General features: G+C 62.5%; 9 protein-coding genes and 2 pseudogenes. 6 read left to right on the top strand and 5 right to left on the bottom strand.

The genetic code is table 11. The annotated features are described in order from the left end of the window. Positions 1-11 precede the first annotated feature (11 nt). The 4 genes and pseudogenes from ACZ3IJ_RS27790 (at position 12) to ACZ3IJ_RS27775 (ending at position 3,646) form a co-directional block, all read left to right on the top strand. A complete protein-coding gene (locus tag ACZ3IJ_RS27790) occupies positions 12-986 on the top strand; it encodes a hypothetical protein (protein ID WP_467472477.1) in 975 nt (324 codons plus the stop codon). 58 nt (positions 987-1,044) lie between these two features. Continuing rightward, positions 1,045-1,233, top strand: a pseudogene (locus tag ACZ3IJ_RS27785) (helix-turn-helix domain-containing protein); the annotation flags it as partial. Positions 1,234-2,461: 1,228 nt separating this feature from the next. Further along, on the top strand, positions 2,462-3,298 hold the full coding sequence (locus ACZ3IJ_RS27780) for an IS5 family transposase (protein ID WP_467472476.1): 837 nt from the start codon (positions 2,462-2,464) through the stop codon (positions 3,296-3,298). A gap of 78 nt (positions 3,299-3,376) precedes the next feature. Continuing rightward, entirely contained in the window at positions 3,377-3,646 is a 270-nt protein-coding gene (locus ACZ3IJ_RS27775) for a barstar family protein (RefSeq protein WP_467472474.1), read from the top strand. A gap of 106 nt (positions 3,647-3,752) precedes the next feature. Here the strand turns inward: ACZ3IJ_RS27775 and ACZ3IJ_RS27770 are convergent. Continuing rightward, positions 3,753-4,981: pseudogene (locus ACZ3IJ_RS27770) on the bottom strand (IS701 family transposase). Between the two features lie 440 nt (positions 4,982-5,421). On the opposite strand from ACZ3IJ_RS27770, the gene ACZ3IJ_RS27765 reads away from it, so the two are divergent. Beyond that, the gene (locus ACZ3IJ_RS27765) at positions 5,422-5,916 is read left to right on the top strand and encodes a GNAT family N-acetyltransferase (protein WP_467472473.1); all 495 of its coding nucleotides are present in this window, start codon (positions 5,422-5,424) and stop codon (positions 5,914-5,916) included. A 681-nt stretch (positions 5,917-6,597) separates the two neighbouring features. Here ACZ3IJ_RS27765 and ACZ3IJ_RS27760 read toward each other — a convergent pair. The 4 genes from ACZ3IJ_RS27760 to ACZ3IJ_RS27745 all read right to left on the bottom strand — a co-directional run bounded on the left by ACZ3IJ_RS27760 (position 6,598) and on the right by ACZ3IJ_RS27745 (position 10,475). Further along, positions 6,598-7,260, bottom strand: a complete 663-nt coding sequence (locus ACZ3IJ_RS27760; RefSeq protein ID WP_467472471.1) for a class I SAM-dependent methyltransferase — start codon at positions 7,258-7,260, stop codon at positions 6,598-6,600. Positions 7,261-7,447: 187 nt separating this feature from the next. Continuing rightward, the gene (locus ACZ3IJ_RS27755; protein WP_467472470.1) at positions 7,448-7,576 is read right to left on the bottom strand and encodes a hypothetical protein; all 129 of its coding nucleotides are present in this window, start codon (positions 7,574-7,576) and stop codon (positions 7,448-7,450) included. Between the two features lie 38 nt (positions 7,577-7,614). After that, positions 7,615-9,366 carry a hypothetical protein gene (locus ACZ3IJ_RS27750; protein WP_467472469.1) on the bottom strand — a complete coding sequence of 584 codons (1,752 nt, stop codon included), beginning with the start codon at positions 9,364-9,366 and terminating at the stop codon, positions 7,615-7,617. Between the two features lie 44 nt (positions 9,367-9,410). Next, the gene (locus ACZ3IJ_RS27745; protein WP_467472467.1) at positions 9,411-10,475 is read right to left on the bottom strand and encodes a hypothetical protein; all 1,065 of its coding nucleotides are present in this window, start codon (positions 10,473-10,475) and stop codon (positions 9,411-9,413) included. A 1,252-nt stretch (positions 10,476-11,727) separates the two neighbouring features. On the opposite strand from ACZ3IJ_RS27745, the gene ACZ3IJ_RS27740 reads away from it, so the two are divergent. Then, the gene (locus ACZ3IJ_RS27740) at positions 11,728-12,840 is read left to right on the top strand and encodes an ABC transporter permease (RefSeq protein ID WP_467472466.1); all 1,113 of its coding nucleotides are present in this window, start codon (positions 11,728-11,730) and stop codon (positions 12,838-12,840) included. Positions 12,841-13,126 lie beyond the last annotated feature (286 nt).

Here is a 13,126-nt window from a genome sequence, read left to right as displayed (position 1 = left end):
AGGATTGCATCATGGGGACACCGCGTCGGGTCTACTCCAAGAGTGAGTTCAAGGCCATATTTGCGAAATGGATTCGGGCGCAGAGGGCGATTCAGTACAGCGTCATCCTGCAATACTATAGCCGTGCACAAAATGGGGGTTATGTGTACAACGGTACCAGTCGCACTGATGCCCTGAAAACGAAGCTGCCCGATGTGTGGAGCAAGGGTTCATCGATTGCGACCGAAGGTAATGCAAAGGCGCTTGATGAGTACCTGGAAGAGATGATTGCTGGGTGGGTTTATTCTCTTTCTGAACCCGAGGAGAAGGAGGAGAAGGAGGAGAAGGAGGAGAAGGAGGAGAAGGAGGAGAAGGAGGAGAAGGAGGAGAAGGAGGAGAAGGAGACTTCCTTCTATGGTGACGGCAGTGAATTCGCGCAGGAAGGCGGGGCGGGAGTGGGCTCCGGGGGAGGCGGGGGTGGGGTGGGTTCCAGGGGAGGCTACGACTGGAATTCCGAGTCGGACGACAATTATGACCGGACCACGGACGGTAATACGGTGTTTGCCGCGAAGGATTATCTTGCTGATAAGAACTTCCTGCACACTCTGCAAAAGTACATCGCGGACGAATTTGAGGATGAGAGGGGCCAGCGCGCCAAGGCTGTACAGGTCCTGCGGAGTGTCCGAGAAGAAAATTCTGGCTATGTTACCTGCGCAGAGATCATGGCGGACCGTGTTGAAATGCTGTACGGCTTCGCGGGGAATTTGTTCTCGGATCATATCGGAGATCACTATGATGACATTCGCGATATGCTGAAGCGCCCGGCCACGGCTGAGAACCTCAGGGCCATAGCAGAGAGGGAAACGGAATATTGGCACAGCATAATCCTTCACTCTCCGCTTGCCGGTTCTGCGGGCCGCCTGCTCACAGCTAATGTTCGCTACAGCCTTCTCATTGGGTCGCTGGAGGATCACAAGAAGAAGCATCCAGACAGGTGGAGCTACTGAGGTTTTCGGGTTGTTGTCGGGTGGTGACGGTTGTTGATCCCTGCGGTATGCCGGTGGGGTGAGGTATCCAGAGGGCGGGGGACCTGACCGCTGAGCGTGAGGCGTTTCGTGAGGGATCCGGTTTCAGGCCGGGCAGAGGTTCGCGGCGGGCGAGAAGACGGCGATGATCGCGAAGGATCTGCGGGTGAGTGTGCGGTCGGTGGAACGCTGGCGTCGTGCCTGGCGCCAGGGCGGCATGGAGGCCCTATGAGCTCGTACCACGATCTTGCGGGCGGGTGCAGGTCAGCCGTAACCGGTATGACGATTGACCTGCTCGTGAGGGCGTGAGCGTCAAGCCGTGGGTCGTGGACGACGAGTTGTGGGCGATGATCGAGCCCATCCTGCCGCCCTGGCCTGAGCACTCCCCTGGACCCAAACCAGTCCCCGACTGGCTGTGCCTGCAGGGTGATCCCGTGGCAGCAGCTGCCATTGGAGCTGAGCTTCGGCTCCGGCCAGACCTGCTGGCGGCACCTGGAGCGATGGCGGGCAACCGGGGTCTTCGACAAGCTGCACCGGATACTACTGTCGGAGCTGAACGCGGCCGGCGAGCTGGACTGGAGCCGCGCGTGCGTGGACGCCTCCCACGTGCCCGCGAAAAAGGGGGTACCGCGACGGGCCCGTCGCCGGTCGACCGCCGCAAGACCGGCAGCAAACACCACCTAATCACCGATGGCGGCGGCATCCCACCCAAGGTCATCACCACCGCGGCCAAACGTCAACGACGTCACCCAGACCCTCGCCCTGGTCGACGGACCTTGCTGTCTGGGAAGGCGATAGCCAGCGGAGGTGGCACGACCGGTCCCTGTCGGTCACCAGCCGTCGGGTCTACGCCAGGACTCCTGCCCGCTGCGGGCCACGAGTGTGGTCAGGATGTGGTCAGGCGGCGCGCCACACGCCCCAAGTACCCCCAGAGAGGCTCATGTGCGTTCCTTGGGGTGGACGGGTCGGTCGCTGCCAGCTCTTCTCATCTGCCCAGTGTCACCAGCGCCACGATGCGCCGTGTCGGGTTGAGCGCCGTCGTGACCGCTTCGGACTGCAGAGCGTGGTTCACCACCACCGGCTGTGGTCGGCTTGTTCGGCCATCAATGCAACAACCCCGCTCTCAGCGCGGGATCCAGCGCCCCAGCCTCATCCGAAACCTGAGCGACCTATTACCAGCGGTGAGCGGGCCGTCGCTTTCACGAGCCCCGGGCTCCTTCCGGCAACCCGGCCGGCTGCCGCACCACCGCACCCGTCAGCGAGGACGACACTGGCAGCCGTTCCCGTCCCTGCGCCACGGACTCCTCCGGAAACTCGGCGAGCAGCGTGCTCACGTACAGTGCGTTGCCGTTTGTGTGCTTCCACAGCCGCTCCGCCGTCCAGCATCCAGCAGACTTGTCGGAGCAGGACTGGCGCTGTGGAGTGCTCAGCCCGCTAGGCGATGTCTTCAAACGATCTTGTCTGGTGGATCATGGTGGGGTGTTCGTCGCCATGAACTGTCTGATGCCGAGTGGGAGTTCGTCCGGCCGTTGCTGCCCGAGTCGTTGCGGGGGCGGAAGCGGCTGGACGACCGCAGGGTCCTGAACGGGATCGTGTGGAAGTTCCGGACCGGGACGGCCTGGCGGGATGTGCCCGAGCGATACGGCCCATGGGCAACGCTGCACACCCGTTTCCGCAGGTGGGCGTTGGACGGAACGTTCGACCGGATGCTCCGGGCCGCCCAGGCCAAAGCCGATGCGGCCGGCGACGTCGAATGGCTCGTCGCGGTCGACTCGACCGTCGTGCGCGCTCACCAGCACGCGGCCGGGGCCCGAAAAGGGGGCTTCGCAATCCGGCACTCGGCAGGTCCAGAGGCGGGCCGACCAGCAAGATCGATCCACCTGGCCTGCGACGGCCGGGGTCGCCCTCTCGCCTTCGTCGTCACCGGCGGCAACACCAACGACTGCACCCAATTCACCGCTGTGATGGAAGCCATCCGAGTGCCTCGGATCGGCCCCGGACGGCCCCGCGTCCGGCCTGATCACGTCCTGGGCGACAAGGGCTACTGGCTCCGCCGCCATGGCATCGCGCACACGATCCCGGAGCGGGCCGACCAGGCCCGCAACCGGGCCCGGCGCGGCAGCCACGGAGGCCGCCCGCCGGCCTTCGACCGCGAGGCATACAAACACCACAACGTCGTGGAACGGTGCTTCAACCGTCTCAAGCAATGGCGAGGGATCGCCACCCGATACGACAAGACCGCCCAGTCCTACGAAGCAGCCGTCACCCTCGCCTCACTCCTGATGTGGGCCTGACATTTGACGACAGAACCTAGTAGTGCTTCGTTAGGTCTGCTGCCTGGGAGGCCGCGCACGGTGTCTAGGATGCCGAGCATGGTGACCATCGATGTAGCTTCAGTCGCAAGTGAGGACGAACTGCACCGACTGCTGCAGCGAGAGTTCGACTTTCCGGACTTCTATGGTCGGAACTGGGCTGCCTTCTGGGACGCCGTCAGCGGCCTCGTCCTGGTCCCTGAGCATGTGCGTTTCGTGGGTTGGAATCCGTTGGTTCAACGTGTCCCGGAGGGGGCGAGGATGCTGACCGACTGCCTTGACCGATACCGCGACCTTTATCGGCCAGGTCTTCGGGTGGAGTACTTGTAACCGTGACGATCACTCCGTTGTACTGACAGATCTCGGCCGCAGGTCATGCATGTGCCGGTCCAGCACCGCAGCAGGCCCTGGAGGGTGTCGAGGACCTGGTAGATGGTCAGGTCGGCGTGTGGGCTTTTGGGTCGAGCCGCCGCAGGGTGAGGAACGCCTGGGCGGCGGTGACGAGGGTGACGTGGTGGTGCCAGCCGCGCCAGGTGCGGCCTTCGAAGTGGTCCAGGCCGAGGCCGTGCTTGAGTTCGCGGCAGTCGTGTTCGATCCGCCAGCGCATCTTCGCCCAGCGGACCAGATCGCCGATCGGGGTGGAATCGGGCAGGTTGGAGATCCAGTACCCGGTGGGAGCACTCGCCCCGTCGGGCCATTCCACCAGCACCGACCGCACCGGCAGGACCCCGTCCCACCGGTAGTGGCCGCCGCCGGCCTGCTGGGCGGCCCGCAGGGACTGCTTGCCTGCGGGCCGCACCCGCAGCACCGCGAGGTCATCGCCCCTTTGCTGCCCTGCCGCCAGGTGACGCTCGTGAAGCAGGACACCGGTGTCTGGCCGGCCAGCAGCGGCAGTGACTGCGGCTGGTCGCGATAGCGCGGCAGTGTCGGTGGCCCCAGTCCGCCATAGGCAGGCTGATGCGGTTCGGCCGACTCAGGATGGGCGACCTCCTTGCCCGACAGGGCCAGAACATAGGACAGGCCCCGTTCCTCCAGGGCCAGGCGAAAGGGTGTGCTCGTCCCGTATCCGGCGTCGGCCACCACGACCCCGGAGGGCACCTTCCAGTCGGCGAGCGCATCGAGCAGGCCCAGGGCCAGGCGCCACTTCTCCTGGTGCCCGACACCGTCAGGCACCCCGGCCGCCCTGCGGCGATCAGGATCATCGGTCCACTCTCTGGGCAGATACAACTGCCAGTTCAGCGGGCACGACGCGGTGTCGGTCGCCGCATGCACGCTGACCGCGACCTGGCAGTTCGACCGCTTGCCCAACGCACCGCAGTATTGCCGGGCCACCCCGACCGACCGCCTCCCGCACTTGGGAAACGACACATCGTCGATCACCCAGACCTCAGGCCTGATCACCTCGGTCAGACGCTCTGCGATCCGCCGCCGGACCGGCAGCGGGTCCCACGGCGACTGGTTCACGAACTGCTGCAGGGCCTGCATGTTCCCATCCGGCAACCGCTCGGCCATCGGCTGGATCGACTTCCGCCGCCCATCCAGCATCAAGCCCCGCAGATAACACCCACCCCACCCACGCTGATCCCGCCGCGGAAGCGAAGCGAACACATCGGCAACGAACTCCGACAACTCACCCCGGAGCCCTTCCACCTCCCCAAGCCTCATCCCACCAACGTGTCCACAACCAGGCGAGATCACTAAAGGTAACGAAGCACTACTAGTCGTTTGCGTGGTGATCTCACTCATCACACCGGCGACCGAGGGGCCCTGGCCTGTCACACCCCCGCCCATCAGGCCGTTTCACCATCGCGGCACAGGATGAAAAAGGTCCGCTGGCGAGACCACGACTTCAAAACTGCCGCGCTCAGGGAGTCCGCTTAGACCGGCAGCACTGCACGATCCACTGCACGAAGAGGACTGCCGTGGCGAACTGCACACTGCAAGCCTTGCACGAAGCGCAAGGAGCTCCGGACAGCATGTACGACCCTCAACCATGCGGGTGGGTGGGTGACCGAGAGCACTGCGTTCAGAGCCGACCAGGGGAAGGCAGGCACCGCGCTGTGATGCACCGTGCTCCGCGAGCGCCCACGAAGAACACCCAATGGATGCTGAGCAGCCACCGCATTGTGCTGCTGCCGATCACCCCAGCCGCTGCTTCCGACCTTCTGGCCGGTGGCACTGGGGGATTCACTTGGGTCCCGGGAGCCCCGCGCCGGGGCACGCTGGTGACCGCGCGCAGACTACTTCGGTCCATTGAGCACGGCACCTACGACGCGGCATGGTGTCCTTATGTCATCATCCGCAGGGAGGACGGCTGTGCCATTGGCGGCATTGGCTTCCACGGAGCGCCACAGAACGGCCGAGTCGAGATCGGGTACAACCTTGCCGAGTCCGCGCAGGGCAGCGGCTACGCCACCGAAGCTGCACGTCTTATCACCTCGCACGCATTGGAGTGGTCGGGAGCGGAGGTCGTGGTTGCCCGCGCAATGCCGGACAACCATGCGTCCCAAGCCGTTCTCCTCCGCGCAGGATTCACTCTGGAAGCTGTGACCGGAGGAACTCTTCACTTTGCTTTCCACCGCAAGCCGGCCCCGCCGTGAGCTGCGAGCTCCTTCCCCGGCCAGCAGCGGCGCGGATGATGGACGTGGTGGGTGATGCAGCAGCGCCGTGCGGCCACCGGCCGTCCGCATCGTGTCGCGGGCTGAGCCCGTCGCTGCGGGCACCTTGGTGGGAATCACCGAAGGACGACGAGGCGAACGTGTACCGCCACGGCCTCCGCACTGTCGGTGTCAACTCGACCGGGGCGACCGGGTAACGCGCAGGTCCCCGAACTGACGGCCCGGCATCGGATGCAGGAATCTGGGGGCTTTGCTGGATCCCCGTAGGCCAAGGCGCTTCGACCTGACCCGGACACCCTGGCACAGCAGGCCCCCGCTCTCGGCCCCTGATGGACTGCGGTGCCGCACGAGTAAGGTGAAGGCCAGTTCGGCGGTCGCGCACACGAGATAGGACAACTGTGCCAGCTGGCAGCTGAGGGAGACGGGTAGTGACGAGAAGCCGGACCCCGGGCCACTAACCTCGACCCTGTATGAGGGGACTCGTCAGCTAACAGGTGGGCCCTTCCCTTTCGTGGGGACGGAATGGCTGCGGGGCGGCCCAGGAAAGCAGTGCTGTGCCGGGCGGGGGAGCTGACGAACTGTGGTGACCAGCTGGCTGTGGCGGAGAAGCAGCGCCGACGGCGCGGGAGGGCGTGTCAGCTCGGCGGTTTCCGGCGAAAGGAGTCACGTCCTGCAGAGGGTCACCAGGTACCGCCCGTTCTCTCCGGAGTGGGTGTCCACCACCTGCCACCCGGTACCGGCAACGACGTCGGAGAATTCGGGGATCGTACAGAACAGCCGATCGACCCACCTGCTGCGCAGTTCACCGTATCGAATGCGCACCCGCTGCTGACCGGGCATCCGACCGCGCAGTCGATTCCACTCCCGGTAGCGGATGTCCTGCTCGTGGCCGCCGCAGTAGGCAGCAGAGTTCTGGCCGACGATACGCGCGCCGGGCGCGGCGAGCACGTGCAAAGCAGTCAGGAAGTTGGCTGCCTCCCGGCGGCTGCTGAGCAGGGCGAGGTTGTTGCCGTACAGGAGGAACGTGTCGAAGCGTCCGGCTGACGGCGTCTTCGCGTACTGCGCGACCGTCCCGACGAAACAACTGCGCACTCCGCGTTGGACGCACACATCGATGGCGCCGGGTGAGACGTCCAGCGCGGTGACCGACAACCCGGCCTGTTGCAACGGGACGGTGCATCGACCCCCGCCTGCACCGATGTCGAGGACCCGGCCACGCGACAGCGTCAACGCGTCACGCAACTCCGCCGATTCCTCAGCCGACTCGAAGTAGCGGCCCGCCGGCGCGGCGGATACGGCTCCGTCCTCGCGCTCCACCGTCTCCACCGCGCCCGGCGCACCGCGGTCGACGAGTCGCTGCCTCCAGGTCTCCTGGAGAATCGCACCGTAGGCGTCCCGCAGGTGTGCCCCAGTAACTTTTGGTTGCACTGTCGCCCCTACCTACTGGATTGGCGACCGGCTTGGCGGCCGCGGCTCACTCAAGAATCGTGCCTGTTCCTCCGGGTCGCCATGCTCATCCTCGTTCGTCCTCGTCCGTGTCCGGAGCATCATCTGGGACCACGGCATCAAAGATATTCATGAGCATGTCACGCAGTTCGTCTTCAGTCGCGCTGTCCGCATCAGGAGCAAGATTGTCATCCATGGCGGTTCACCCTTCCATGATTTCCGTGGAAAATTGGTTCACAAATTTGCAAGCGTGCGAAGCTGTCCGCCCAAAGCCTGAGCCGCATTTCGGGTCGTGCCAAGCAAGGTGTTGATCGCCGCGATTTCAACCTGGTAACTGTTCTGCACGCCGGTGCATCCGGAGATGTAGGCCATGAAATCTCCAGAAACGTACGAAGCGGAATCGTATTTTGCCACAGACCGCGTGCTTGTGTAGTAGCGCTCGGCCGCTGCCCTGGTGCCACCTAGATAAGCTTGGGCGATATCCACACACGCCCTGCGCAGTCGCTTGACGAAGCTATCTAGAGAAGTGTCCCAGGCGGCGGGTTGAGCTGTAGAAACTGTGGAGTTGAGGACGTTAGCAAATCTCAATAGTTCGGCTACGTAGGATTCTGCCAACTCGTTGGCAGACGCTCGTCGTTCAGCTGCCGGTTTACCGCGTGTCGGACTGGACAGCACACGGGCGAGATATTCGGAGAATTCATTTTCCAGCCTGTCTTGCATGGGGCGGACGAGCGCTGGGACATCACTCTCACTGCTCAGCCCGGCCATCTGCAACAGCCTGAGCAGCCGAGGAGTGCCGTAGGAATGCTTCTCGCGCAGCCAGTCGAACATGTCGGCCTTGAATGACAAGAAGAGGAGCCATCGGATCGGTTTGAACTCGCTGAAGATTGTCTTAAGCTGATCCTGTGCAGGGGCATCAGATTTGTGTACGTGATACTCATCCTTCACGTAGCGCTTCAGGGCATCCAGTACGACATCCGATTTGAGGTTTTTCATCGGATCACGTTTCGTTTCCCCTTCGATGTACTTCTTTTCCTTCTCTGTTCGGGCGTCGGCGGGCCGGGTAGGTGCGGTTGTTTCAGAGCCGAGGGGAACTTTTTCCTGGTGGTATATCGAAAATATTTGAATGTACTTATTGGAAGCGCCGAGCCTCGTCAGTTCAGGCTTGCCTTCGCCGTCGATCGATAGCCGCAGTGCGCCGCTGCGCTCCTTTGAACGAGACCTCAGTTTTCTTCCGCTGTTGATCATGGACCAGTCGATGTCTACATGGGACTCATTGTCGCCCTCGGTCAGATATCCCATGCCGGAGAATTTCAATTCACCGGGCTCGTGGAAGAGGTTCTTGTAGCGGATGTCTGCATCTGACCAACGTGTGATGCGAGCACTTCTGAACTGGTACTCCTTGTGGACCTCTCCGTTCTCGATGTAAGGAAATTCGATGACCTGGCATTCGACCTGAAGCGGAATGATGAACTTCTCCTTCTCCCCCAGAAGCTTGTTCAGCAGGTCCTCCGCCTTGCTGTACTCAATTTCATTCTCTTCGGCTATTCTCCTCTTAAGGTGACGATCCTTTATTGGCCGCTTCTCGTCGCCAACGGTCGACGATGCCTTGGCGCCCCTTGCTGTGCGGCTCTCAAAGACCTTCCTTGCCGCTGTCCTTGCACCGAGGGCTGCTGTCGCTCCCATGACGGGGGTGCCGACGGCGCTGACTCCCCCGCCGACAATAGCCGCTTTGACATTACTGTCAAAACTGGACCTGCGGATAAGGACGAACGGAATGAAATAGCGCGTACATTCAGCCCGAAGAACGCCTCCCTGCTTGCGCTTGATCACTTGGATATACTCCGCGGTCAGAGTGGATGCTGCAGCGCCACCTTCAATTGGGACTGGCCCCGTCTGCCCTATAACGAAGTTGGCGAAGTTGGCGAGGTTATTGGCCATCAAAACACCGGTCGCCCCGGCGCCGATGATCGTGATTGGGTCCATTCTATCCTCCGAAATCCACTGAGTTGCCGGTGGTAATAGACTTGCTAGTCCTCGTCGTACTCGGCATCCGCGCTCATAAGTAGAATGAACTTCTGCACAGCATCCACTTCAGCGACAGACATATCTTCGCCCTTGTGGTAATTTAGCACGCCGTTCTCCAGTGTTTTTGCATCGATGTCCCCGAGGGTGATCCAGCCGTCCTCGCCGCCGTCGGCTTCCTCTTCGGCTTCGTCGTGCGAATTGCTGCCGCGGTCGCCGCCAGATGCCGGAGCTTCAATATTCCGGCTCGGCAATGGAGGGGCGACATCCTCAGCACCGGCCACGACAATGCCATACCTCGCCAGCGCGGCAGCCTTGTCCGCGCTCTGCTCTATCTCCGCAATGAACGCAGCGGCGCCGATTTCGGCGTGCGCGGATTTCGCGTATTTCAAGAAGTATTGCTTGAAGGGGCCCCACTCGTTCTCCTTGCCGCTCCATCCGCCCCACCCCCCAGCAAGAGCGTCATACCAGTCCTTCGGTTCATAGGACGCCCACTGATCAGCGAGTTCGGGTCCGGCGGCGACATTTTCTGCGACCGTGATGGCTACACCGCGTTCCCTGAAAGCCTTCACCCGGTCCGGCTGCTTTTCAACGTAGTCAAGCAATTCTGTCGCCTGAGGCAGTATGTTTTCGTGCTCGGCGTACTGCAGGAAGTAGTACCTGAAAGAGTCCCACTCGCTGTCATCTCCAGTCCATCCCTCCCAGCCCTTGCCGGTCACCTGAGTAAGATGCATATACCACTGACCCGCCAGTTGGGCATCCCATGGCAGGACGAACTTGTCGTATTTGGCTCGAAATTCCTCGGGGGAAAGTTCGTAAATCCCTTGAAGTACATCGCCCTGGTTGCCAACCTCATGCTCCATGGTTTCGATGAAGGTCATGGCGACATCGTCCGAGAATCCGTTTTCGTAAGCCCTGCCGATCAGTGAATCCTTGAAGAGGCGCCAATCCTGGCCGCCGAAATACTTGAAAGTCTCACAGAGGACGCTATGCCATGCGTCAATGCGCCCGGGATTTTTCAGTTCGTCATGGGTTTTCACTGAAACTATGGCTCGGTCTATATCTTCCATGCCGATTCACCTCCTCGAAAGATCAGCTGCTATGCATGCTGTACCGCCCGGGCGTAGATGGCCCACCAAGAGCATTTCAGGCCCCACGTCCCCTCCGCGGTCCATGTAGGAACCATTTAATGCAGTCTTCGGTGCCCAATGGTGCACTTCTCCCCATAAGCCTTCTGATCTACCGTTCCGTGAGACAGATGGAAGGCTGATGGGGTCGGCGGATCACCGCCGGTCCCGCCGGCCCTTGACCAGCGCCGCCAGGAGACTCAGGGCGTGCCCCCGAGACTTTGTGGTTGCGAGGTGAGTGAGAGTCGCGGAATGCGCTGTCATGTCGGGTCGTCGGCGGACGCAGTGCCGGAGACAGGTTCGGTGATCAGGCGAATGCCAGGTTCATCTGGCGAGACAGGAAGAGCCGTGCCCGTTCCCTCTTCTTCCTCCGTGCTGTCGGGCCTGGAGCGGTTGACCCGTCCCCTCTCACCGCGGCTGCTGCCGACGTGGTTGCACGGCCCGGCTCCTGTCCGCCCGGGCCGCGCAATTGGCGGTCCCCTGGTACCTGTCGTGGCCGTCCCCAGCCACGCGTGTGCCGGCCGGGTCGCTGACCAACCGCAGTGGGCACTTCGCCTGGTGGGCTTCACCGTCGCCGCCCCCTCACGAAGGAGATCACCGCGCCGCAGCCGGCGGGTGATGCGGCTGACGGTCCACCTCACACCGGCACCGTGGCCGCACAGCGACAGACCGACGTGAGGAGCAACAAGAGCCCAGCGTCTCCGCTGCCGGAAGGACCTGACCGGCGCGAAGACCACGACCGGCGGCGGTACTTCGCCCCAAGCACGGCGGGCGGCGTGCCACCGGAGCACAGACCGCCAGCGGGATCCGGAGGCACTGGACGATCGAGAACCCCACCATGTGACGGTGTTTGCCCAGGCAAGCGGGGAGGAAGAGGAGGGCAGGGAACTTCGCAAGTCCAGCCCGGACGGGTAGACCAGCATGCGAAGCCTCTGGTGGGCAGGGGCTCTTCCTGGTTGCAAAGCCAGCTGCCAGGGACTTGGCTGTCAGCCCAACGGCCCGGCTCGTCAGCAGGGTTGGAACCTCGCTGACGTCAAACGCGCAGGCGGTCAGCGGAAAGAATCGCCCCTGAGTAGACACCGATGAATGGTATGGATGCGGATAGCCTCGGCCATGATGGACGTCACGCCAGACCAGCCGGCGAAACTGTCACTTCCCGAGGGCGCTGATGAACGTGTGGAGAGAGTCAGGGTTGATGCACAGTTTTCGCAGGGAGAGGATGCTTCTGGGCGCGATGACACCGGTCGTTGCGCTGATCCTTGCATTTTTTTTGACGTCCATCGTACTCGTCGCTTCAAATCACAATCCGATCGAGCCGTATCTCCTGATGCTCCAGCAGTTGTCGCGTCCGGGTATTCCGGTCCTGATCATCAATCTTGCGTCGCTCTACTACTTGGCTGCCATCGCGGTCGCCCTCGGCTTTCACATGCACTTGTTCAACATCGGTGTCGACGGCCAGTACCGCCTCGCCGCTGTGATGTCCGCCGTCGTAGGGGCGAGGATCGCCTTGCCCGGCGCTCTGCAGATCCCGCTCCTGATTATTGTCGCCATGGCAACAGGTGCTCTGTGGGCTGGCATCGCGGGTGTTCTTAAGGTTACTCGCGACATCAGTGAAGTCGTGTCCACCATCATGCTGAACGCGATCGCCAGCAGCCTGATTATCTATCTCACTCTCCCAGAGGTATGGGGGGTGCCTGTAGGCAACAACATGACGACAGGCGTCTTGCATGAGTCAGCTTGGGTCCCGGGCATCGACCTGGGGCAAGACGTCGGCGAAATTTACGGCCTTGTGTTCCTCTCTGTCGCGCTGGGTATCGCTTACCGGTTTCTCCTCGCGCGCACTCGCTTCGGCTTCGACCTGAGGGCTACTGGCGCTTCCAAGAGCGCTGCCGTGGCCTCAGGCGTCGACACCAAGCGGACGATTATGATCACCATGTTGCTGTCTGGTGCTATTGCGGGCATGTCCGGCCTGCCCTTGTTGCTCGGCGCCTCGCACACCTTCAGTCTGGCTTTCCCGTCCGGTCTGGGCTTTACCAGTATCGGCATTGCCTTGCTCGGCCGCAGCAACGCCGCCGGGATCGCCTTCGCTGCTCTGCTGTGGGCCTTCCTCGACAAAGCCTCGCCCGCCCTCGACTACGCGACTCCAGTTGCGTACGAGAAGGAGATCGTCGCGATCATGCAAGGTCTGATCGTCTTCGCAGTCGTCATCTCGTACGAGGTCGTAAGGCAATGGGGCCTGCGCAGGCAGCAGCGGCGAATCGGTGCTGAATTGGCCGCGTCTGCCGCTCCGAACGACCAGCGGGCATGACGTCGACTCTTCTCCAGGCCGCATCGGATCCTGTGGGGCCGACGGTCGCGGAGTCGGCGCCAGAAGACATCGATGCGTGCGTTCCCCAGGGCTGTGAGGGATTCGCATTCATAACAGGCTCCCCGCCGGCAGACACACGACGCCCCAGCCGACGGTGCCACTTCCTTCCACCGTCCCTTGGTCGGGCGGTGCCGCCCTCAGAGTCTCACGGCAGCCGAAAAAGATGGCAATCGAAACCATTCATCCTGTATCCACGCGACACTGCCGCTTCGGCCAGCCGGGCGGC

It is taken from the genome of Streptomyces sp. NPDC013317 (genome assembly GCF_055563155.1).
This window is presented reverse-complemented; position numbering and strand designations above follow the sequence as displayed.